This is a genomic window from Blastococcus sp. TF02A-26 (assembly GCF_003319125.1).
Taxonomy (GTDB): Bacteria; Actinomycetota; Actinomycetes; order Mycobacteriales; family Geodermatophilaceae; genus Trujillonella.
The window spans coordinates 279,582-297,853 of the sequence record NZ_QOHG01000002.1 but is presented as its reverse complement, the minus strand read 5'-3'; the positions used below and the strand labels follow the sequence as shown (position 1 = coordinate 297,853).

General features: G+C 71.8%; 31 protein-coding genes. 26 read left to right on the top strand and 5 right to left on the bottom strand.

Translation table 11 applies throughout. The annotated features are described in order from the left end of the window. From rplP to truA, 25 genes are all read left to right on the top strand, one after another. Nucleotides 1–417 (top strand): 50S ribosomal protein L16, encoded by a 417-nt coding sequence (rplP, locus tag DQ240_RS03530; protein WP_113838246.1) that lies wholly within the window; start codon nucleotides 1–3, stop codon nucleotides 415–417. Further along, entirely contained in the window at nucleotides 417–650 is a 234-nt protein-coding gene (rpmC, locus tag DQ240_RS03525; RefSeq protein WP_091929105.1) for a 50S ribosomal protein L29, read from the top strand. Before rplP ends, rpmC begins: the two co-directional genes overlap by 1 nt. Beyond that, on the top strand, nucleotides 647–946 hold the full coding sequence (gene rpsQ / locus DQ240_RS03520; RefSeq protein WP_113838245.1) for a 30S ribosomal protein S17: 300 nt from the start codon (nucleotides 647–649) through the stop codon (nucleotides 944–946). The genes rpmC and rpsQ overlap by 4 nt, the downstream gene beginning before the upstream one ends. Before the next feature lie 194 nt (nucleotides 947–1,140). After that, nucleotides 1,141–1,509, top strand: coding sequence for a 50S ribosomal protein L14 (gene rplN / locus DQ240_RS03515; protein ID WP_026844850.1), 369 nt, complete (start codon nucleotides 1,141–1,143; stop codon nucleotides 1,507–1,509). A gap of 47 nt (nucleotides 1,510–1,556) precedes the next feature. Continuing rightward, a complete protein-coding gene (gene rplX, locus DQ240_RS03510; protein WP_113838314.1) occupies nucleotides 1,557–1,871 on the top strand; it encodes a 50S ribosomal protein L24 in 315 nt (104 codons plus the stop codon). Nucleotides 1,872–1,876: 5 nt separating this feature from the next. Next, on the top strand, nucleotides 1,877–2,461 hold the full coding sequence (rplE, locus tag DQ240_RS03505) for a 50S ribosomal protein L5 (protein WP_113838244.1): 585 nt from the start codon (nucleotides 1,877–1,879) through the stop codon (nucleotides 2,459–2,461). A gap of 33 nt (nucleotides 2,462–2,494) precedes the next feature. Further along, nucleotides 2,495–2,680, top strand: a complete 186-nt coding sequence (locus tag DQ240_RS03500; RefSeq protein ID WP_113838243.1) for a type Z 30S ribosomal protein S14 — start codon at nucleotides 2,495–2,497, stop codon at nucleotides 2,678–2,680. Nucleotides 2,681–2,795: 115 nt separating this feature from the next. Further along, the gene (rpsH, locus tag DQ240_RS03495) at nucleotides 2,796–3,206 is read left to right on the top strand and encodes a 30S ribosomal protein S8 (protein ID WP_113838242.1); all 411 of its coding nucleotides are present in this window, start codon (nucleotides 2,796–2,798) and stop codon (nucleotides 3,204–3,206) included. A 15-nt stretch (nucleotides 3,207–3,221) separates the two neighbouring features. Beyond that, nucleotides 3,222–3,761, top strand: coding sequence for a 50S ribosomal protein L6 (gene rplF, locus DQ240_RS03490; RefSeq protein WP_113838241.1), 540 nt, complete (start codon nucleotides 3,222–3,224; stop codon nucleotides 3,759–3,761). Next, nucleotides 3,761–4,177 (top strand): 50S ribosomal protein L18, encoded by a 417-nt coding sequence (gene rplR / locus DQ240_RS03485; RefSeq protein ID WP_113838240.1) that lies wholly within the window; start codon nucleotides 3,761–3,763, stop codon nucleotides 4,175–4,177. Before rplF ends, rplR begins: the two co-directional genes overlap by 1 nt. 46 nt (nucleotides 4,178–4,223) lie before the next feature. Next, nucleotides 4,224–4,838, top strand: a complete 615-nt coding sequence (rpsE, locus tag DQ240_RS03480) for a 30S ribosomal protein S5 (protein WP_026857030.1) — start codon at nucleotides 4,224–4,226, stop codon at nucleotides 4,836–4,838. 1 nt (nucleotide 4,839) lies between these two features. Beyond that, nucleotides 4,840–5,019, top strand: coding sequence for a 50S ribosomal protein L30 (rpmD, locus tag DQ240_RS03475; protein WP_113811322.1), 180 nt, complete (start codon nucleotides 4,840–4,842; stop codon nucleotides 5,017–5,019). Nucleotides 5,020–5,032: 13 nt separating this feature from the next. Then, on the top strand, nucleotides 5,033–5,476 hold the full coding sequence (rplO, locus tag DQ240_RS03470) for a 50S ribosomal protein L15 (RefSeq protein ID WP_113838239.1): 444 nt from the start codon (nucleotides 5,033–5,035) through the stop codon (nucleotides 5,474–5,476). A 180-nt stretch (nucleotides 5,477–5,656) separates the two neighbouring features. Next, on the top strand, nucleotides 5,657–6,967 hold the full coding sequence (secY, locus tag DQ240_RS03465; protein ID WP_113838238.1) for a preprotein translocase subunit SecY: 1,311 nt from the start codon (nucleotides 5,657–5,659) through the stop codon (nucleotides 6,965–6,967). Beyond that, nucleotides 6,967–7,581 carry an adenylate kinase gene (locus DQ240_RS03460; RefSeq protein ID WP_113838237.1) on the top strand — a complete coding sequence of 205 codons (615 nt, stop codon included), beginning with the start codon at nucleotides 6,967–6,969 and terminating at the stop codon, nucleotides 7,579–7,581. The genes secY and DQ240_RS03460 overlap by 1 nt, the downstream gene beginning before the upstream one ends. A gap of 65 nt (nucleotides 7,582–7,646) precedes the next feature. Next, nucleotides 7,647–8,450 (top strand): type I methionyl aminopeptidase, encoded by an 804-nt coding sequence (map, locus tag DQ240_RS03455; RefSeq protein WP_113838313.1) that lies wholly within the window; start codon nucleotides 7,647–7,649, stop codon nucleotides 8,448–8,450. A gap of 263 nt (nucleotides 8,451–8,713) precedes the next feature. After that, complete coding sequence (infA, locus tag DQ240_RS03450) at nucleotides 8,714–8,935, top strand: translation initiation factor IF-1 (RefSeq protein WP_012950459.1); 222 nt, start codon at nucleotides 8,714–8,716, stop codon at nucleotides 8,933–8,935. Between the two features lie 73 nt (nucleotides 8,936–9,008). Continuing rightward, entirely contained in the window at nucleotides 9,009–9,122 is a 114-nt protein-coding gene (rpmJ, locus tag DQ240_RS03445; RefSeq protein WP_012950458.1) for a 50S ribosomal protein L36, read from the top strand. A gap of 15 nt (nucleotides 9,123–9,137) precedes the next feature. Continuing rightward, on the top strand, nucleotides 9,138–9,518 hold the full coding sequence (gene rpsM / locus DQ240_RS03440) for a 30S ribosomal protein S13 (protein ID WP_113838236.1): 381 nt from the start codon (nucleotides 9,138–9,140) through the stop codon (nucleotides 9,516–9,518). A gap of 99 nt (nucleotides 9,519–9,617) precedes the next feature. Then, nucleotides 9,618–10,025 carry a 30S ribosomal protein S11 gene (gene rpsK, locus DQ240_RS03435; RefSeq protein WP_014377968.1) on the top strand — a complete coding sequence of 136 codons (408 nt, stop codon included), beginning with the start codon at nucleotides 9,618–9,620 and terminating at the stop codon, nucleotides 10,023–10,025. Nucleotides 10,026–10,060: 35 nt separating this feature from the next. Beyond that, entirely contained in the window at nucleotides 10,061–10,687 is a 627-nt protein-coding gene (gene rpsD, locus DQ240_RS03430) for a 30S ribosomal protein S4 (protein WP_113838235.1), read from the top strand. Nucleotides 10,688–10,841: 154 nt separating this feature from the next. Beyond that, nucleotides 10,842–11,906, top strand: coding sequence for a DNA-directed RNA polymerase subunit alpha (locus DQ240_RS03425; protein ID WP_113838234.1), 1,065 nt, complete (start codon nucleotides 10,842–10,844; stop codon nucleotides 11,904–11,906). 171 nt (nucleotides 11,907–12,077) lie between these two features. After that, nucleotides 12,078–12,701 carry a 50S ribosomal protein L17 gene (gene rplQ, locus DQ240_RS24365; protein ID WP_113838233.1) on the top strand — a complete coding sequence of 208 codons (624 nt, stop codon included), beginning with the start codon at nucleotides 12,078–12,080 and terminating at the stop codon, nucleotides 12,699–12,701. Next, on the top strand, nucleotides 12,698–13,063 hold the full coding sequence (locus DQ240_RS03415) for a hypothetical protein (RefSeq protein ID WP_113838232.1): 366 nt from the start codon (nucleotides 12,698–12,700) through the stop codon (nucleotides 13,061–13,063). Before rplQ ends, DQ240_RS03415 begins: the two co-directional genes overlap by 4 nt. Continuing rightward, nucleotides 13,060–13,923, top strand: a complete 864-nt coding sequence (gene truA / locus DQ240_RS03410) for a tRNA pseudouridine(38-40) synthase TruA (RefSeq protein ID WP_255410866.1) — start codon at nucleotides 13,060–13,062, stop codon at nucleotides 13,921–13,923. The genes DQ240_RS03415 and truA overlap by 4 nt, the downstream gene beginning before the upstream one ends. On the opposite strand, the gene DQ240_RS03405 is transcribed toward truA, so the two are convergent. Together DQ240_RS03405 and DQ240_RS03400 are read right to left on the bottom strand one after the other, a co-directional pair. Then, the gene (locus tag DQ240_RS03405; protein ID WP_113838230.1) at nucleotides 13,910–14,572 is read right to left on the bottom strand and encodes an NAD(P)H-binding protein; all 663 of its coding nucleotides are present in this window, start codon (nucleotides 14,570–14,572) and stop codon (nucleotides 13,910–13,912) included. The two genes, truA and DQ240_RS03405, sit on opposite strands and share 14 nt — an antisense overlap. A gap of 9 nt (nucleotides 14,573–14,581) precedes the next feature. Continuing rightward, nucleotides 14,582–15,181, bottom strand: coding sequence for a molybdenum cofactor guanylyltransferase (locus DQ240_RS03400; protein WP_113838229.1), 600 nt, complete (start codon nucleotides 15,179–15,181; stop codon nucleotides 14,582–14,584). 41 nt (nucleotides 15,182–15,222) lie between these two features. On the opposite strand from DQ240_RS03400, the gene fdhD reads away from it, so the two are divergent. Continuing rightward, nucleotides 15,223–16,047 (top strand): formate dehydrogenase accessory sulfurtransferase FdhD, encoded by an 825-nt coding sequence (gene fdhD / locus DQ240_RS03395; RefSeq protein ID WP_113838312.1) that lies wholly within the window; start codon nucleotides 15,223–15,225, stop codon nucleotides 16,045–16,047. On the opposite strand, the gene DQ240_RS03390 is transcribed toward fdhD, so the two are convergent. The 3 genes from DQ240_RS03390 to glp are packed head-to-tail and all read right to left on the bottom strand — an operon-like array spanning nucleotide 16,044 to nucleotide 18,207. After that, a complete protein-coding gene (locus DQ240_RS03390) occupies nucleotides 16,044–16,532 on the bottom strand; it encodes a molybdenum cofactor biosynthesis protein B (protein WP_199589013.1) in 489 nt (162 codons plus the stop codon). The two genes, fdhD and DQ240_RS03390, sit on opposite strands and share 4 nt — an antisense overlap. Next, the gene (gene moaC / locus DQ240_RS03385) at nucleotides 16,529–17,002 is read right to left on the bottom strand and encodes a cyclic pyranopterin monophosphate synthase MoaC (protein WP_113838227.1); all 474 of its coding nucleotides are present in this window, start codon (nucleotides 17,000–17,002) and stop codon (nucleotides 16,529–16,531) included. The genes DQ240_RS03390 and moaC overlap by 4 nt, the downstream gene beginning before the upstream one ends. Further along, entirely contained in the window at nucleotides 16,999–18,207 is a 1,209-nt protein-coding gene (gene glp / locus DQ240_RS03380; RefSeq protein WP_113838226.1) for a gephyrin-like molybdotransferase Glp, read from the bottom strand. Before glp ends, moaC begins: the two co-directional genes overlap by 4 nt. Nucleotides 18,208–18,272 lie beyond the last annotated feature (65 nt).

The following is an 18,272-nucleotide window of genomic DNA, read 5'->3' as shown; positions in this document are numbered from 1 at the left end:
ATGCTCATCCCACGGCGGGTCAAGCACCGCAAGCAGCACCACCCCAGCCGCTCCGGCCGGGCCAAGGGCGGCACCGCCATCAACTTCGGCGAGTACGCCATCCAGGCCCTCGAGCCGGCGTACGTCACCAACCGGCAGATCGAGTCCGCCCGTATCGCCATGACCCGGCACATCCGGCGTGGCGGCAAGGTGTGGATCTCGATCTACCCGGACCGTCCGCTGACCAAGAAGCCCGCCGAGACCCGCATGGGTTCGGGTAAGGGTTCCCCCGAGTGGTGGGTGGCCAACGTCAAGCCCGGCCGGGTGCTCTTCGAGCTCTCGGGCGTGGCCGAGCCCGTGGCCCGCGAGGCGATGCGCCGCGCGATCCACAAGCTCCCCATGAAGTGCCGCTTCATCACGCGTGAAGGAGAGGTGTGATGGCCGCCGGTCTGACCGCTCCGGAGCTGCGCGAGCTCTCGGTCGACGAGCTCGCCTCGCGGCTGCGCGAGTCCAAGGAAGAACTGTTCAACCTGCGGTTCCAGGTGGCCACCGGCCAGCTGGACAACAACCGGCGTCTGCAGACCGTGCGCCGCGACATCGCGCGGATCTACACGATCATGCGTGAGCGCGAGCTGGGCCTGTCGGTCGCCCCGAACGAGGGTGTGGCATGAGCGAGGCCCAGGAGACGCAGACCGCCTCCGGTCCCGGCCTGGCCGGGCGTGGCTACCGCAAGGTCCGTGAGGGCCTCGTGGTCAGCGACAAGATGGAGAAGACCATCGTCGTCGAGGTCGAGGACCGCGTGAAGCACGGCCTGTACGGCAAGGTCATCCGCCGTACGAGCAAGCTGAAGGCGCACGACGAGCAGGGGGTCGCCGGCATCGGCGACCGCGTGCAGATCATGGAGACCCGGCCGACGTCGGCCACCAAGCGGTGGCGGCTGGTCGAGGTCATCGAGAAGGCCAAGTAGTACCGGCCCTCCGGGGCTGTGGAGTACCGAGTACTCTGGACGACTGGCGCCGCTGAAGAGCGTGCGCCACATCCCGGTACCCGTGCCTCGGACGCACCGGCGGCCCCGCCGCCGGTGCGTCCGCACGTGGGTACCGGACAGCCGGTTCACCGTTCCGGCCCGGCTGTCACCACTGAGATTCTGGGAGTTCGAGAGTGATCCAGCAGGAGTCGCGACTCCGGGTCGCCGACAACACGGGTGCCAAGGAGATCCTCTGCATCCGTGTCCTCGGCGGGTCCGGGCGACGCTACGCGGGCATCGGCGACGTCATCGTCGCCACCGTGAAGGACGCGCTGCCGGGTGCCGGTGTGAAGAAGGGTGACGTCGTCAAGGCCGTCATCGTCCGCACCGTGAAGGAGCGCCGTCGTCCCGACGGTTCCTACATCCGCTTCGACGAGAACGCCGCGGTCATCATCCGCGACAGCGGCGACCCGCGCGGGACGCGCATCTTCGGCCCCGTGGGCCGGGAGCTCCGCGACAAGCGCTTCATGCGGATCATCTCGCTCGCCCCGGAGGTGCTGTGATCATGGCTGCCCACAAGAACGACCCCGGCACCAAGAAGGCGCCGTCGATGAAGGTCAAGAAGGGCGACCAGGTCGTCGTCCTGTCCGGCAAGGACAAGGGCGCCAAGGGCCGGGTCATCGCCGCCTACCCGCAGACGCAGAAGGTCCTCGTCGAGGGCGTGGGCCGGGTCAAGAAGCACACCCGGATCAGCTCCAACCAGCGCGGCGCCCAGCAGGGCGGGATCGTCACGCAGGAGGCTCCCATCCACGTGAGCAACGTGATGGTGATCGACTCCGAGGACAAGCCGACCCGGGTCGGCTACCGCAAGGACGAGGAAGGCCGCAGCATCCGGGTCTCGCGGCGCACCGGTAAGGACCTCTGAGCATCATGAGCGCACCCACCCGTGAGCTGCCCCGCATGCTGGCCCGGTACCGCGAGGAGATCGTGCCGGCGCTGCAGTCGGAGTTCGGCTACGAGAACGTCATGCAGATCCCGCGGCTGACCAAGATCGTCGTCAACATGGGCGTCGGCGAGGCCACCCGCGACGCCAAGCTGATGGACGGCGCCGTCCGCGACCTCACCGCCATCACCGGCCAGAAGCCGGCCGTCGTCCGGGCCCGCAAGTCCATCGCGCAGTTCAAGCTGCGCGAGGGCATGCCGATCGGCGCGAAGGTCACCCTCCGCGGCGACCGCATGTGGGAGTTCCTGGACCGGCTGCTGTCGCTGGCCCTGCCCCGCATCCGTGACTTCCGCGGCCTGAACGCCAAGCAGTTCGACGGCCACGGCAACTACACCTTCGGTCTGACCGAGCAGTCGATGTTCCGCGAGATCGACGTCGACAAGATCGACCGGCCGCGTGGCATGGACATCACGCTGGTCACCACCGCCACCAACGACGACGAGGGTCGCGAGCTGCTCCGGCTGCTCGGCTTCCCCTTCGCCGGCCAGCCCGTCGTCACCACGACCCGCTGATCCGGGCCTTCGAGAGAGCTACAGGAGACCGAGATGGCCAAGAAGGCCCTGATCAACAAGGCGGCCCGCAAGCCGAAGTTCGCGGTCCGCGGGTACACCCGCTGCCAGCGCTGCGGCCGTCCGCACGCCGTGTTCCGCAAGTTCGGCCTGTGCCGGATCTGCCTGCGGGAGATGGCCCACGCCGGCGAGCTGCCCGGTGTGAGCAAGTCCAGCTGGTAAGTCGCCGACCCGTCCCGCTCGCCTCCGAGCCCAGGACGTCCTCGAGCACCACCGATCGCCGAGAGGCCCACGCGAGGTCCGCGTGCGGAACCGCGGCGAGAGAGGCACGACACCCATGACGATGACCGACCCGATCGCGGACATGCTCACGCGTATCCGCAACGCCAACCAGGCGTATCACGACTCCGCGACGATGCCGTCGTCGAAGATCAAGACGCACATCGCGGAGATCCTCCAGCAGCAGGGCTACATCGCCGGCTGGACGGTGAACGAGGTCGAGAAGGACGGCAGCACCCGCAAGGAGCTGGTCATCGACCTCAAGTACGGGCCGAACCGCGAGCGCAGCATCGCCGGCGTCCGTCGGGTGTCGAAGCCCGGTCTGCGGGTCTACGCCAAGTCCACCGCGCTGCCCAAGGTGCTCGGCGGCCTCGGGGTGGCGATCATCTCCACCTCCACCGGGCTGCTCACCGACCGCCAGGCGAACACGAAGGGCGTGGGTGGGGAAGTCCTCGCCTACGTCTGGTAAGAGGAGCGAGCAGAGATGTCACGGATCGGACGACTCCCGATTCCGGTGCCCGGTGGCGTGGAGATCGCCATCGAGGGCCAGACCGTCAACGTGAAGGGCCCCAAGGGCTCCCTGTCCCACACCGTCGCCGCCCCGATCACCGTGGCGCGCGACGAGGACGGCACGCTGCGGGTGGCCCGGCCGGACGACGAGCGGGAGAGCCGCGCCCTGCACGGGCTGTCGCGCACCCTGATCGCCAACATGATCACCGGCGTCACCGAGGGGTACAGCAAGACCCTCGAGATCGTCGGGGTCGGCTACCGGGTCCAGGCCCGTGGGTCGGACCTCGAGTTCGCCCTGGGCTTCAGCCACCCGGTTCCGGTGAAGGCCCCCGAGGGGATCTCCTTCACGGTCGAGTCGCCCACCCGCATCCGGGTCACGGGCATCGACAAGCAGCAGGTCGGCGAGGTCGCCGCCAAGATCCGCAAGATCCGCAAGCCCGACCCGTACAAGGGCAAGGGCGTGCGGTATCAGGGCGAGGTCGTCAAGCGCAAGGTCGGGAAGACGGGTAAGTGATGGCTGCAACCAGTTCACAGAGCGGGACCAAGCGGGTCCACACCCCCGTCGGCACCGACGCGAGCACCGCGCGCCGGGTCTCCCGGCTGCGCCGGCACAACCGGCTGCGCAAGCGGGTCTCGGGGACGCCGGAGCGTCCGCGCCTGGTGGTCAAGCGCAGCTCGCGCCACATCCACGTGCAGGTCGTCGACGACACCGTCGGCCGCACGCTGGTCAGCGCGTCCACGCTGGACGCCAGCCTGCGCAGCGCCGAGGGCGACAAGTCCACGCTGGCCCGCCAGGTGGGCACCCTGGTCGCCGAGCGCGCCAAGGCGGCCGGCATCACCGCGGTCGTGTTCGACCGCGGCGGCAACCGCTACCAGGGCCGGATCGCTGCGCTCGCCGACGGCGCGCGCGAGGGCGGGCTGGACTTCTGATGACCAGCACCCAGACCGGCAACACGAAGATCGAGAGGGACGTCTGATGCCAGGACCACAGCGACGCGGCGGCGGCGCCGGCGGCGGTAACGACCGCCGCGACCGTCGTGACGGCGGGCGGGGGCCGGGCGGCGCTCCCGCCGAGAAGAGCAACTACATCGAGCGCGTGGTGGCCATCAACCGCGTGTCCAAGGTCGTCAAGGGTGGTCGGCGCTTCAGCTTCACCGCCCTGGTGATCGTGGGCGACGGCGACGGCACCGTGGGCGTCGGTTACGGCAAGGCCAAGGAGGTGCCCGCCGCGATCGCGAAGGGCGTCGAGGAGGCCAAGAAGCACTTCTACAAGGTGCCGCGCATCGCCAGCACCATCCCGCACCCGGTGCAGGGTGAGGCGGCGGCCGGCGTCGTGCTGCTCAAGCCGGCCAGCCCCGGTACCGGTGTCATCGCCGGTGGCCCGGTGCGCGCCGTCCTCGAGTGCGCCGGCATCCACGACGTGCTCTCGAAGAGCCTCGGCTCCTCGAACCCGATCAACATCGTGCACGCCACCATGCAGGCGCTGAAGGACCTCGTCCGCCCCGAGGAGATCGCGGCCCGCCGCGGCCTGCCCCTCGAGGACGTCGCTCCGGCCGCCATGCTGCGGGCTCGCGCGGGCCAGGGGGTCTGACATGGCTCAGCTGAAGGTCACCCAGATCAAGTCGGCGATCGGCACCAAGCCCAACCAGCGCCAGACGCTGCGTTCCCTGGGCCTGAAGCGGATCAACGACTCGGTCGTCCAGGAGGACCGTCCCGAGATCCGCGGGATGGTCGCCACGGTGCCGCACCTGGTCACCGTCGAAGAAGTCTGAGGAAAGACTCGCCATGACTCTCAAGGTCCACCACCTGCGCCCGGCCGAGGGCGCCCACACCAAGAAGACCCGCGTGGGTCGTGGTGAGGGCTCCAAGGGCAAGACGGCCGGCCGCGGTACCAAGGGCACCGGCGCGCGCGGCAACACCTCCGCGCGCTTCGAGGGCGGGCAGACGCCGCTGCACATGCGGCTGCCCAAGCTGTCGGGGTTCAAGAGCCCGAACAAGGTCGTCTTCCAGGTCGTCAACCTCGACCGGATCGCGGCGCTCTTCCCGCAGGGCGGCACCGTCGACGTCGACGCGCTGGTCGAGGCCGGCGCCGTGCGTCGCGGCCAGCCCGTCAAGGTCCTCGGCACCGGCGAGCTCGGCGGGGTGACCGTGCACGTGCACGCCACCGCGTTCTCGTCGTCGGCCGCCGAGAAGATCGCCGCCGCCGGCGGCAGCACGACCCTGGTCTGACCAGTCGCTGACCCCCGGGGCCGCGCCTCCTGACGGGAGGCTCGTGCCCCGGGGGTCGTCTGCTGCTCGGCCCGCCGCGGGCGGGAGGCGGCAGTCATCCTGCGAGCTCCTGCCGCGAGCCCCTGAGCGGTGGGGGGCAGGGTGGTCCTTACACTCACACGACCGACTCGGGGAGGGCACGTGCTGCAGGCGTTCGCCGCGGCGTTCCGGACGCCAGACCTCCGGCGCAAGATCCTGTTCTCCCTCGGGATCATCGCGATCTACCGGCTGGGAGCCGCCGTCCCCGGCCCGGGTGTCTCCGTCGAGGCGATCAACACCGCCCTCGAGCAGGCCCAGGCCTCCGACCAGCGGGACATCTACTCGCTGGTCAACCTGTTCTCCGGCGGTGCGCTGCTCCGCCTGTCGATCTTCGCGCTCGGGATCATGCCGTACATCACGGCGAGCATCATCGTGCAGCTGCTCGTCGTGGTCATCCCGCGGTTCGAGCAGCTCAAGAAGGAGGGGCAGGCCGGGCAGCAGAAGCTGACCCAGTACACCCGCTACCTGACGATCGCCCTCGCCGTCCTGCAGAGCACGGGGATCATCGCGCTGGCGCGCAGCGGGCAGCTGTTCCCGAACAGCAACGTGGAGATCATCCCCGATGACTCCATCTGGACGACGGTCATCCTCGTCATCGCCCTGACCGCCGGTACGGCCGTGATCATGTGGCTGGGCGAGCTGCTCACCGAGAAGGGGATCGGCAACGGCATGTCCGTGCTGATCTTCACCTCGATCGCCGCCCGCATCCCCGCCGAGGGCGGCTCGATCCTGCAGACCCGCGGCGGCGTCGTCTTCACCCTGGTGCTGCTGCTCGCCCTGGTGATCATCACCTCGGTCGTCTACGTCGAGCAGGCGCAGCGCCGGATCCCGGTCCAGTACGCCAAGCGCATGGTGGGACGCCGCATGTACGGCGGGACGTCCACCTACCTGCCGCTGAAGGTGAACCAGGCCGGCGTCATCCCGGTCATCTTCGCGTCGTCGCTGCTCTACCTGCCGCAGCTCATCACCCAGCTGCAGGGCGACGAGACGGGCACGGTCCGTCGCTTCGTCGAGAACTACCTGATCGACCAGAGCAGCTGGGTGCACATCGCGGTCTACTTCGGCCTGATCGTCTTCTTCACGTACTTCTACGTGTCGATCACGTTCAACCCGGAGGAGCGGGCCGACGACATGAAGCGCTACGGCGGCTTCATCCCCGGCATCCGTCCGGGTCGTCCCACCGCGGAGTACCTGCAGTACGTGCTCTCCCGCATCACCCTCCCCGGCTCGATCTACCTGGGGCTCGTGGCAGTCTTGCCCAATCTGTTCCTCTCCGTGACGCAAGAGGGGCAGAACCAGAACTTCCCGTTCGGCGGGACCGCGGTGCTGATCATGGTCGGAGTGGGGTTGGAGACGGTGAAGCAGATCGAGACGCAACTCAACCAGCGCAACTACGAAGGGTTCCTGAAGTAGTGCGCGTCGTGCTGCTCGGTCCTCCCGGTGCCGGCAAGGGGACCCAGGCCCAGATCATCGCCGGCCAGCTCGGCGCGCCCGCCATCTCGACCGGGGACATCTTCCGGGCGAACGTCAGCGGGCGGACCGAGCTCGGCATGAAGGCCAAGGCCTACATGGACGCCGGTGACCTCGTCCCCGACGAGATCACCGTCGCGATGGTCCGGGACCGGCTGGCCGAGCCCGACGCCAAGGCCGGGTTCCTGCTCGACGGTTTCCCGCGGACGATCGCCCAGGCCGAGCAGTTGCGCGAGTCGCTGGCGGAGCTCGGCAACCACCTCGACTGCGTCCTCGAGCTCGTCGTGGAGGAGGAGGAGCTGGTCCGCCGGCTCTCCGGCCGCCGCATGCTCGTCGACGGCGAGTGGGTGCAGCGCGAGGACGACAAGCCCGAGACCGTGCGCCACCGGCTGAAGGTCTACCGGGAACAGACCGCGCCGCTCTCCGGCTTCTACGAGGGCGAGGGGCTGCTGGCCCGCATCGACGCCATCGGCAGCGTCGAGGAGGTCACCGAGCGGGCCCTGCGGGCGCTCGGCCGCACGCCCGACGCGGGCGCCGGGCAGCAGGACGCCGAGTAGGCGCACGGCGGATGTCGGCCGGGATCCTCGCCCGCCTGCCCCTGCTGGCGAAGTGGAGTGGACGGATGATCCAGATCAAGACCCCGCACGAGCTCGAGCTCATGCGGGCCGCCGGCCTCGTCGTGGCCGGGGCGATCGCGGCGGTGCGTGCGGCCGTCAGACCCGGCGTGACCACCGGAGAGCTCGACGCGGTGGCCGAGGACTTCATCCGCAGCAGGGGCGCGATCCCGTCGTTCCTCGGCTACCACGGCTTCACCGGCAGCATCTGCGCGTCGATCAACGACGAGATCGTCCACGGCATCCCGAACCCGACCCGCGCGCTGGCGGCGGGGGACAACATCTCCATCGACTGCGGCGCGATCCTGGACGGCTGGCACGGGGACTCCGCCGTCACGCTGACGGTCGGGCCGCCGTCGGCGGAGGACGCGGCGCTGATGGCGGTCACCGAACGCTCGATGTGGGCCGGTCTGGCGGCAGCGGTGGCGGGGAACCGCCTCACCGACATCAGCCACGCGGTCGAGCAGGCCATCACGGCCGAGGCGCACCCCTACGGGATCGTCGACCACTACGGCGGGCACGGCATCGGCACCGAGATGCACCAGGACCCGCACGTGCTGAACTACGGCCGCCCGGGCCGGGGACCGCGGCTGGTGCCCGGCCTCGCGCTGGCGATCGAGCCCATGGTGACGGTGGGGGACCCCGCCACGGTGGAGCTCGAGGACGGCTGGACCGTCGTCACCAAGGACGGGTCGCGGGCCGCCCACTTCGAGCACACCGTCGCCGTCACCCCGGAGGGCCCGTGGGTCCTCACGGCGGAGGACGGCGGGGTCGCCGGCCTGGCCCCGTTCGGGATCACGCCCCGCACCTGAGGGCCGTCGGGGCCCTTTCCGCTGTGACGGGGACCCGGTTGGAGTGCCGGACCGGGGCGGGGTACAGTGAACGACGGCGTTCGCGCCGCTCTGTCGTCGTGCTGTGGCCGCACGACCCGGAGCGCCCTCGCGAGAGCGTCTGCACCACCGTTCCGAATCTCCGCACGACTCCTGCCGGGTACCGGCGTGGGCGGGCGGACCGGGAACGCACACACCAGCACCACAGACACCCAGCAGCACCGAACAGGGAGGCCGTGTAGGGCATGGCGAAGAAGGACGGGGCCATCGAGGTCGAGGGTCGTGTCGTCGAGCCGCTGCCCAACGCGATGTTCCGGGTGGAGCTGCAGAACGGGCACCGGGTGCTCGCCCACATCAGCGGCAAGATGCGGCAGCACTACATCCGCATCCTGCCCGAGGACCGCGTGGTCGTGGAGCTCTCGCCCTACGACCTGACCCGCGGTCGCATCGTCTACCGGTACAAGTAACCGCCGTGCCGCGGCGCCCGACCAGGGCGGACCGCGGTCGGCTCACGATCGACAGGAATGAGGGGCGGCACCGGTGAAGGTCCAGCCGTCGGTGAAGAAGATCTGCGACAAGTGCAAGGTGATCCGCCGGCACGGCCGGGTCATGGTCATCTGCGACAACGCCCGCCACAAGCAGCGGCAGGGCTGAGGGAGTACCTGAGACATGGCACGACTGGCCGGCGTCGACCTGCCCCGCGAGAAGCGGATGGAGATCGCGCTCACCTACATTTACGGGATCGGCAAGACCCACGCCAAGGAGACCCTGGCCGCGACGGGCGTCAGCCCGGACCTGCGCGCCAAGGACCTCAGCGACGAGGACCTGCTGAAGCTCCGCGACTACATCGACGAGCACTTCCGCGTCGAGGGTGACCTCCGCCGGGAGGTGGCCGCCGACATCCGCCGCAAGGTGGAGATCGGCTGCTACCAGGGGCTGCGTCACCGCCGTGGGCTCCCGGTCCACGGGCAGCGCACCAAGACCAACGCGCGCTCGAGCAAGGGCCCGCGCAAGACCATCGCCGGCAAGAAGAAGGCCGGCAAGAAGTAAGCCGCAGCGCGCGCCGTCGCAGCTACCCGTGAGGGCGGGAGCGACGGCGCGCGAGCGTGCTGCATCTGGCCACTGAAAAGCTGAAGGAACCGGAGAGACATGCCTCCCAGGGCTCGCGCCGCGGCTGGTGCCAAGAAGGTCCGCCGCAAGGAGAAGAAGAACGTCGCCCACGGCGCCGCGCACATCAAGAGCACCTTCAACAACACGATCGTGTCGATCACCGACCCCAACGGGAACGTGATCAGCTGGGCCTCGGCCGGGCACGTCGGGTTCAAGGGCTCCCGCAAGTCGACTCCGTTCGCCGCGCAGATGGCGGCGGAGAACGCCGCCCGCAAGGCGCAGGAGCACGGCATGCGCAAGGTCGACGTCTTCGTGAAGGGCCCCGGCTCCGGCCGGGAGACCGCGATCCGCTCCCTGCAGGCCACCGGCCTCGAGGTGGGTCAGATCCAGGACGTGACGCCGCAGCCGCACAACGGCTGCCGCCCCAAGAAGCGCCGCCGGGTCTGACCGGCCACTCACGAGACTGATTAGGAGTACCTGACGTGGCCCGTTACACCGGAGCCGACTGCCGCATGTGCCGGCGCGAGAAGATGAAGCTGTTCCTCAAGGGCAGCAAGTGCGAGTCCCCGAAGTGCCCGATCGAGATCCGGCCCTACCCGCCGGGCGAGCACGGCCGCGGTCGCACCAAGGACAGCGAGTACCTGCTCCAGCTGCGCGAGAAGCAGAAGGCGCGTCGTATCTACGGCGTCCTGGAGAAGCAGTTCCGCGGCTACTACGAAGAGGCCAACAAGAAGCAGGGCAAGACCGGTGAGGTCCTCCTGCAGATCCTCGAGTCGCGGCTGGACAACGTGGTCTACCGGGCCGGCTTCGCCGAGTCCCGCGACATGGCGCGCCAGCTGGTCCGCCACGGCCACATCCGCGTGAACGGCCGCAAGGTCGACATCCCGTCCTACCGGGTCAGCGCGAACGACATCATCGAGGTGGCCGAGAAGTCGCGCACGATGCTGCCGTTCGAGGTCGCCCAGGCCCGCGCCGGCGAGCGTCCCGTGCCGCCGTGGCTCGAGGTCATCACCAACCAGCTGCGGGTGCTCGTGCACAACGTCCCCGCGCGCCAGGTGATCGACACCCCGGTCCAGGAGCAGCTGATCGTCGAGCTCTACTCCAAGTAAGCAGAAGGACCCCGTCCTCCTCACCCCTCGCAAGCTCGGGGCGAGCCTCGGGACGGAGCCAGGCTCCGGCGGGCGGACCGATGTCCGCCGGAGCCAGCACCACCCCCTCACGGCGTCATATGGCGGTCGCCGGAGGACACGAAGGAGAACCATCGTGCTCATCGCACAGCGCCCCACCCTGACCGAGGAGACGATCTCCGAGCAGCGCTCGCGGTTCGTCATCGAGCCGCTGGAGCCCGGCTTCGGCTACACCCTCGGCAACTCCCTGCGTCGCACCCTGCTGTCGTCGATCCCCGGAGCCGCTGTCACCAGCATCCGGATCGAGGGCACCCTGCACGAGTTCACCACCGTGCCGGGCGTCAAGGAGGACGTCACCGAGATCATCCTGAACCTCAAGGGCCTCGTGGTCAGCTCCGACTCGGACGAGCCGGTGACCATGTACCTGCGCAAGCAGGGCCCCGGTGAGGTGACCGCGGCCGACATCGCGCCGCCGGCCGGTGTCGAGGTGCACAACCCCGAGCTGCACATCGCCACCCTCAACGGCAAGGGCCGGCTCGAGATCGAGCTGGTCGTCGAGCGGGGCCGCGGCTACGTGCCCGCGCCGCAGAACAAGCAGCCCGGCCAGGAGATCGGCCGCATCCCGGTCGACTCGATCTACTCGCCGGTCCTCAAGGTCACCTACGCCGTCGAGGCCACCCGCGTCGAGCAGCGGACCGACTTCGACCGCCTGGTCGTCGACGTCGAGACCAAGCCGTCGATCGCCCCCCGGGACGCGATCGCCAGCGCCGGCTCCACGCTGGTCGAGCTGTTCGGCCTGCTCCGCGAGCTGAACCTCGACGCCGAGGGCATCGAGGTCGGGCCCAGCCCGGCCGAGGCCGCCGACATCGCGAACTTCTCGATGCCGATCGAGGACATGGACCTCACCGTCCGGTCCTACAACTGCCTCAAGCGCGAGGGCGTGCACACCGTCGGTGAGCTCGTCACCCGCTCCGAGGCGGACCTGCTGGACATCCGCAACTTCGGTGCGAAGTCCATCGACGAGGTCAAGATGAAGCTGGCGGCCATGGGCCTCGCGCTCAAGGACAGCCCGCCCGGGTTCATCCCCAGCTCGATCGAGAGCTACGACGAGGGCTACGAGACCGACGCGTACCAGACCACCGGGTACGCCGACGGCGGGGACTACGGCGACGCCGTGTACCAGGAGACCGAGCAGCTCTGAGCGCTCCGGCGCCGGACGGTGGGTCAGCCCCGCCGTCCGGCGCCGCCTCGGTGACAGCCACACTGGTCGCCGAGGCCGCACCGCACCTCCACACTTGGCACCACCACGCTTGGCACCACGACCGCTTGACGCAGCCGGCACGTCCGCCCGGCCGCCTGAGGAAGGACCGACATGCCCACCCCCACCAAGGGCCCCCGTCTCGGCGGATCCCCGTCGCACGAGCGGCTGATGCTGGCGAACCTCGCCACCTCGCTGTTCGAGCACGGCCGGATCACCACCACCGAGGCGAAGGCCAAGCGGCTGCGCCCGCTGGCCGAGAAGCTGGTGACCTTCGCCAAGCACGGTGACCTGCACGCCCGTCGTCAGGTCATGACGACGATCCGTGACAAGGACGTCGTCCACCACCTCTTCGCCGAGATCGGTCCTCGCTACGAGAACCGTCCCGGTGGATACACCCGCATCACCAAGGTCGGCCCGCGCAAGGGCGACAACGCCCCGATGGCGGTCATCGAGCTGGTCGAGGCCCTGACCGTGGGTCAGCAGGCCGTCGGCGAGGCCGAGCGTGCCCGGGGCACCCGTTTCGCCGCCGGTGCCGGCGCTGCCGCCGCCGCCGGTGAGGTCACCGCGGGCGCGCTGGAGAGCGGCACCGAGCCCGAGGTCGACGAGACCGCGGACGTCGTGGACGAGACGGCTGCCGAGACCGCCGAGGCCACCGAGACGGCTGCAGAGGCCGCCGACCGGCCGACCGACGGTGCCGACAGCGACACGGACGCCGACGCGGACGGCGCCAAGTGAGCGAGCCGGGTAGCCCCGGCGCCTCCGGCGTCTCCGTCGGCGGCGGCGACCAGGGCGCGACGCTCGACGGCGAGACCACCGGCCCCGGCGGCGACACGTCGCCGGCCGTGGTCTCCGGCGACGTCGACCCCGAGGCGCAGGAGATCGTCACCGACGTCTTCAACCCCGACGGCGACCGTCAGGACGACAGCGCCGTGACGCCGCAGCCGCACCGGCAGAACGTCTCGATCGTCGAGGACCCGGCGCTCTCGCCGGAGGTCGCCGACGCCGCTGCCGCGGAGATCGAGGCCGCCGAGCTCGGCGATGCCGCGACCGCCAGCCAGCAGTACGAGGGCGGCGACTCCGCCCCGGACCCCGCCTGACACCGCTGAGCGCTCAGCACGACGACGAGCCCGCCACCGACTCCGGTGGCGGGCTCGTCCGTCTCCGGTTCGACGTCGCCTACGACGGGACGGCGCTGCACGGCTGGGCCCGTCAGCCGGTGGGGCACGGGCGCACCGTCCAGGCCGACCTCGAGGAGGGGCTGGCGCGGGTGCTGCGCCGGCCGGTGTCCCTGACCGTGGCCGGCCGCACGGACGCCGGCGTCCACGCCACCGGGCAGGTCGCCCACGCGGACGTGCCAGGGCCGGTGTGGGAGGAGCAGCGGGCGAAGCTGGTCCGCCGGCTGCGCGGCGTGCTGCCGGCCGACATCGCCGTCCGTGCCGTCCGGGAGGTGCCGGCGGAGTTCGACGCCCGGTTCGGGGCGCTGGCGCGCCACTACGTCTACCGGCTGACCGACACCGATGCCGGCCCAGAGCCCCTGCGCCGCGCCGACACCGTCGGCTGGCCGCGGCGCCTCGACGCCGACGCCATGGCCACGGCCGCCGCGCCGCTGCTCGGGCTCAGGGACTTCGCGGCCTTCTGCCGCCGCCGCGAGGGCGCCACCACCATCCGCACCCTGCTGGACCTCCGGGTGGAGCGGGACGGCGACCTGATCCGTGTCTTCGCCTCCGCGGATGCGTTCTGCCACTCGATGGTGCGCAGCCTCGTGGGCGCGCTGACGGCCGTGGGGGAGGGCAGGCGCCCTCCGGAGTGGCCGGCCGCTCTCCTGACCGCCACCGGGCGATCCAGCGAGGTCCCCGTGGTGCCGCCGGGCGGCTTGACGCTCATCGCGGTCGACTACCCGCCGGACGACGAATTGGCCGCCCGTGCCGAGAGGACGCGGGCGATCAGGCCGACCTGACCGCCTCGCCGATCGGCGTCGGACCCGCGACGAGTTCGAGCACGGCGCCGTCGGTCGGGGCGTCGAGGAGCGCGACGAGCACGGCGGCGACGTCGTCACGGGGGACCGAGCCGCGCTCGACCGAGCGGGCCAGCGTCACCCGGCCGGTGCCCGGGTCGTCGGTGAGCCCGCCGGGCCGCAGCACCGTCGCGGAGAGCCGGGACCGGCCCAGGACGTCCTGCTCGGCGGCCAGCTTGGCCCGCAGGTAGGCGGTGAAGACCTCGTCGACGCCGTCGGGGGTCGCGCCGTCGGCGACCAGGTCGGCGCCCATGGAGGAGACGAGCAGGTAGGTCCGGACCCCCGCCTGCTCGGCCGCGTCGGCGAGGAGGACGGCGGCGGCGCGGTCGACGGTGTCCTTGCGCGGGATCCCGCTGCCCGGCCCCGCGCCGGCTGCGAAGACGACCGCGTCGGCGCCCCGGACCACCGCGGCGACGTCGTCGACCGACGCGCTCTCCAGGTCCAGCACCGTCGGCTCCACGCCGTCGGCGCTGAGGTCGTCCTGGTGCGCGGGGTTCCGCACGATGCCGACGACGGTGTCCCCGCGGGCGGAGAGCAGGCGGCCGAGACGGCGGGCGATCTGGCCGTGGGCTCCGGCGATGGCGATGCGCATGACCGGGCCCTACCCGGCGCTGGTGGAGGCACTCCCCGCCGCGGCGCGGGCACGGGCCAGGTCCGCGGGGGTGTCGCAGTCCGTCCAGGGTGCGGGGGTGCCCGGCTCGACGGGCGGTCGCCAGCGGGTCACCGCGAGCCTCGCGACGACCCGCCGCACGGGGGCGTGGGCCGGGGCGCCGGCGAGTGCCCGGCGCAGCGCCGCCGTCCGCCAGACGCCGAGGAGGAACTGGTCGCGGCCGGCGTCGTCGACGGCCAGGACGCCGTCGTCGGTCAGTCGTTCCCGCAGCTGGGTGACGACCGCCGCGCTCAGGAACGGCAGGTCCCCGGCGAGGACGGCGACGACGTCGGCGTCGACCCGCGCGAGGCCGGCACGCATCGCCGCGACCGGCCCACCCCCGGGCGGCTGCTCGCGGAGCACGACGACGCCGTCGGGCACCGGTTGCGGCGGGCCGACGACGACGCGGGGGTCGGCGTCGGCGACGGCGGCGAGGACGGCGGCGAGCATCGAGCGGCCGCCGACCTCGAGCTGGGGCTTGGCCTGACCGCCCAGACGGGCCGCCCGTCCACCGGCGAGGACGACGGCGGCGAAGGGCGGCAGCGCGGGCACGAGGGAACCGTACGGCCGTGGCGTGGGTACCGTCGCCCGACGTGGGACGAGTGACGAGCCGGACACCGGTGCTGCGCATCCGCGGGGAGCACCGCACCACCCGCCCGGACACCGTGGCGGCCGAGGAGCCGCTGGAGATCCGGCTGTCGGGGACGCCGCTCGCGGTCACCATGCGGACCCCGGGCGACGACTTCGACCTCGTGCACGGGTTCCTCGCCACCGAGGGCGTCATCGCCTCCGACGCCGACGTGCTGGCGCTGCGCTACTGCGACTCCGTCGACGCCGAGGGCCGCAACACCTACAACGTGGTCGACGTCGACCTGGCCCCCGGGGTCGAGGCGCCGGACACCGCGCTGGACCGCAACTTCCTGACCTCCAGCTCCTGCGGCGTCTGCGGCAAGGCCAGCATCGACGCGATCCGCACCCGGACCCGGCACGACGTGGCCGCCGACGGCCTGCGCCTCCCGCTGGAGACGCTGCTCGCCCTGCCCGACCGGCTGCGGGCCGCCCAGCAGGTGTTCGAGAAGACCGGTGGGCTGCACGCGGCCGGTCTGTTCACCGCCGACGGCGAGCTGGTGGCGCTGCGCGAGGACGTCGGCCGGCACAACGCCGTCGACAAGGTGGTGGGCGACGCCCTGCGCGCCGGGCGGCTGCCGCTGGCCGGGCGCGTGCTCATGGTCAGCGGCCGGGCCAGCTTCGAGCTGACCCAGAAGGCGGCGATGGCCGGGATCCCGGTACTGGCCGCGGTGTCCGCGCCGTCGTCGCTGGCCGTGGAGCTCGCCGCCGACGTCGGCATCACGCTGGTCGGCTTCCTCCGCGGCGACGGCTGCAACGTCTACACGCGCACGGAGCGCATCGCGCTCTAGTGGTCGCCGCCGCGGAGCTGGCTGACGGCGTGGGGGAACAGCGGCCCGAGGACGGCGAGGCCGTCGCGCACCCCGCCGGTGGAGCCGGGCAGGTTGACGATCAGCGTCCGCCCCGCCGTGCCGGCCAACCCGCGGGAGAGGACCGCGGTGGGCACCTGCGGCGCCCCGTACCGGCGCACGGCGTCGGCGATCCCCGGCGCCTCGCGCTCCAGCACGTCGCGGGTCGCCTCGGGGGTGACGTCGGTGGGGGCGAGGCCGGTCCCACCGGTCGTGACGACGACGTCCGCGCCCGACGCCACCGCGTCCCGCAGCGCGCCGGCGAGCGCCGCACGGTCGTCGGGCAGCACGTGCGGACCCTCCACGGCGAAGCCGAGCTCCCGCAGCCCCTCCGCGACCGCCTGCCCGCTGCGGTCGGAGTAGACGCCCGCCGAGGCGCGGTTGGAGGCGGTGACCACCACGGCCCGCGCCCCCTCCGGCAGCGTCACCGCCGCCACTCCCCGCTCTTGCCGCCGGTCTTGGCCAGCAGCCGCACGTCGGTGATCGAGGCCCGTGGGTCGACCGCCTTGACCATGTCGATCACCGTCAGCCCGGCGACGGCGACCGAGGTCAGCGCCTCCATCTCGATCCCCGTGCGGTCGGCGGTGCGCGCCGTCGCGGTGATCTCGACGGCCTCGTCGGTGACCTCGAGCTCGACGGTGACGCCGTGCAGCGCGATCGGGTGGCACAGCGGGATCAGGTCCGGAGTCCGCTTGGCCCCCGCGATGCCGGCGATGCGGGCCACCGCGATCGCGTCGCCCTTGGGGACCCCCTCCCCGCGGAGCAGCGCGACGACCTCGGGGCTGACCAGCACCCGGCCGCCGGCGGTCGCCTCCCGCGCGGTGACGGCCTTCGCCGAGACGTCGACCATCCGGGCCGCACCCGACTCGTCGACGTGCGTCAGTCGCGGTTCTGTCACTGGATGGCTCCCTCGATCAGCACGACGTCCACGGCGGCGCCGGCGGGCAGTTCGGTGACGTCCTCGGGGACGACGACCAGGCAGTTGGCGCGGGCCAGGTGCGCGACGAGGTGCGAGCCGGGGCCGCCGACCTGCGACACCTGTCCGCCGTCGTAGCGGCCGCGGAGGAACTGGCGGCGGCCCGGCGGGGAACGCAGCGGGTCGGTGAGCGTCGCCGGGGCGCGCAGCCGGTCGGGCGAGGCGTGCCCGAGGGCCCGGCGCAGCGCGGGGCGCACGAACACCTCGAACGAGACGAAGGAGCTCACCGGGTTGCCGGGGAGGGTGACCACGGGGACGCCGTCCACGGTGCCCGCGCCCTGGGGGCCGCCGGGTTGCATGGCCACCTTGACGAACTCGACCGTGCCGAGGCCGGCGAAGGCGTCCTTGACCACCTCGTAGGCGCCGGCGCTGACCCCGCCGCTGGTGATCAGCAGGTCGGCTCCGTCCCCGTCCCGCCCGCCCAGCTCGGCGCGGACCGTGGCGAGGAACTGGTCGACGTCGTCGGGGACGAAGTGCAGCCGCCGGGCGGTCCCGCCGGCGTCGGTCACGGCGGCCGCGAGCAGCGCGGAGTTCGACTCGTAGATCTGCCCCGGGAGCAGCTCCGCGCCGGGCTCCACGAGCTCGCTGCCCGTGGAGAGCACCAGCACCCGCGGCCGACGGGCCACCGGCAGCTCGGAGTGCCCGACCGCGGCGGCCAGCCCGAGCTGTGCGGCGCCGAGCGGGGTGCCCGCGGTCAGCGCGACGGTGCCGGCCGCGATGTCCTCCCCGGCCCGCCGCAGATGGGTGCCGGCCGCCGGGCAGGCGCGGATCTCCACGACGTCCGTGCCGCCGTCGGTCTGCTCCACCGGCACGACCACGTCGGTGCCGGCGGGCAGCGGCGCCCCGGTCATGATCCGCTGCACCGTGCCCGGCGCCAGGGGGCGGACGTCGGTCCGGCCGGCCGGGATGTCGTCGGCCACCGGCAGCCGTGCGGGCAGCTGCGCCAGCTCGGCGGCGCGGGCGGCGTACCCGTCCATCGCCGAGTTGTCGAAGCCCGGCAGGGCGACCAGCGCCGCCAGGTCGGCCGCGAGCACCCGACCGTGGGCCTGCTCCAGCGGCACCCGCTCCGCCGGCATCGGCGGCAGCAGGCCGGTGACCACTGCCCGGTGTTCCTCGACCGTCCGCACCCCGCCATCCTGGCCGACGCGCCGCCGTTAACCTCTATCCGCCCTGGCGGAACCCACAGGAGGCT

Coding starts and splice junctions, on each gene's coding strand:
- rplR (WP_113838240.1), top strand. CDS start 3,761: ATGGCTGCAACCAGTTCACAGAGCGGGACCAAGCGGGTCCACACCCCC.
- rplX (WP_113838314.1), top strand. CDS start 1,557: ATGAAGGTCAAGAAGGGCGACCAGGTCGTCGTCCTGTCCGGCAAGGAC.
- rplO (WP_113838239.1), top strand. CDS start 5,033: ATGACTCTCAAGGTCCACCACCTGCGCCCGGCCGAGGGCGCCCACACC.
- rplF (WP_113838241.1), top strand. CDS start 3,222: ATGTCACGGATCGGACGACTCCCGATTCCGGTGCCCGGTGGCGTGGAG.
- map (WP_113838313.1), top strand. CDS start 7,647: ATGATCCAGATCAAGACCCCGCACGAGCTCGAGCTCATGCGGGCCGCC.
- rpmD (WP_113811322.1), top strand. CDS start 4,840: ATGGCTCAGCTGAAGGTCACCCAGATCAAGTCGGCGATCGGCACCAAG.
- DQ240_RS03405 (WP_113838230.1), bottom strand. CDS start 14,572: ATGCGCATCGCCATCGCCGGAGCCCACGGCCAGATCGCCCGCCGTCTC.
- rpsQ (WP_113838245.1), top strand. CDS start 647: ATGAGCGAGGCCCAGGAGACGCAGACCGCCTCCGGTCCCGGCCTGGCC.
- rpsE (WP_026857030.1), top strand. CDS start 4,224: ATGCCAGGACCACAGCGACGCGGCGGCGGCGCCGGCGGCGGTAACGAC.
- rpsH (WP_113838242.1), top strand. CDS start 2,796: ATGACGATGACCGACCCGATCGCGGACATGCTCACGCGTATCCGCAAC.
- rpsM (WP_113838236.1), top strand. CDS start 9,138: ATGGCACGACTGGCCGGCGTCGACCTGCCCCGCGAGAAGCGGATGGAG.
- infA (WP_012950459.1), top strand. CDS start 8,714: ATGGCGAAGAAGGACGGGGCCATCGAGGTCGAGGGTCGTGTCGTCGAG.
- rplQ (WP_113838233.1), top strand. CDS start 12,078: ATGCCCACCCCCACCAAGGGCCCCCGTCTCGGCGGATCCCCGTCGCAC.
- rplP (WP_113838246.1), top strand. CDS start 1: ATGCTCATCCCACGGCGGGTCAAGCACCGCAAGCAGCACCACCCCAGC.
- rplE (WP_113838244.1), top strand. CDS start 1,877: ATGAGCGCACCCACCCGTGAGCTGCCCCGCATGCTGGCCCGGTACCGC.
- DQ240_RS03500 (WP_113838243.1), top strand. CDS start 2,495: ATGGCCAAGAAGGCCCTGATCAACAAGGCGGCCCGCAAGCCGAAGTTC.
- rpsK (WP_014377968.1), top strand. CDS start 9,618: ATGCCTCCCAGGGCTCGCGCCGCGGCTGGTGCCAAGAAGGTCCGCCGC.
- rpmC (WP_091929105.1), top strand. CDS start 417: ATGGCCGCCGGTCTGACCGCTCCGGAGCTGCGCGAGCTCTCGGTCGAC.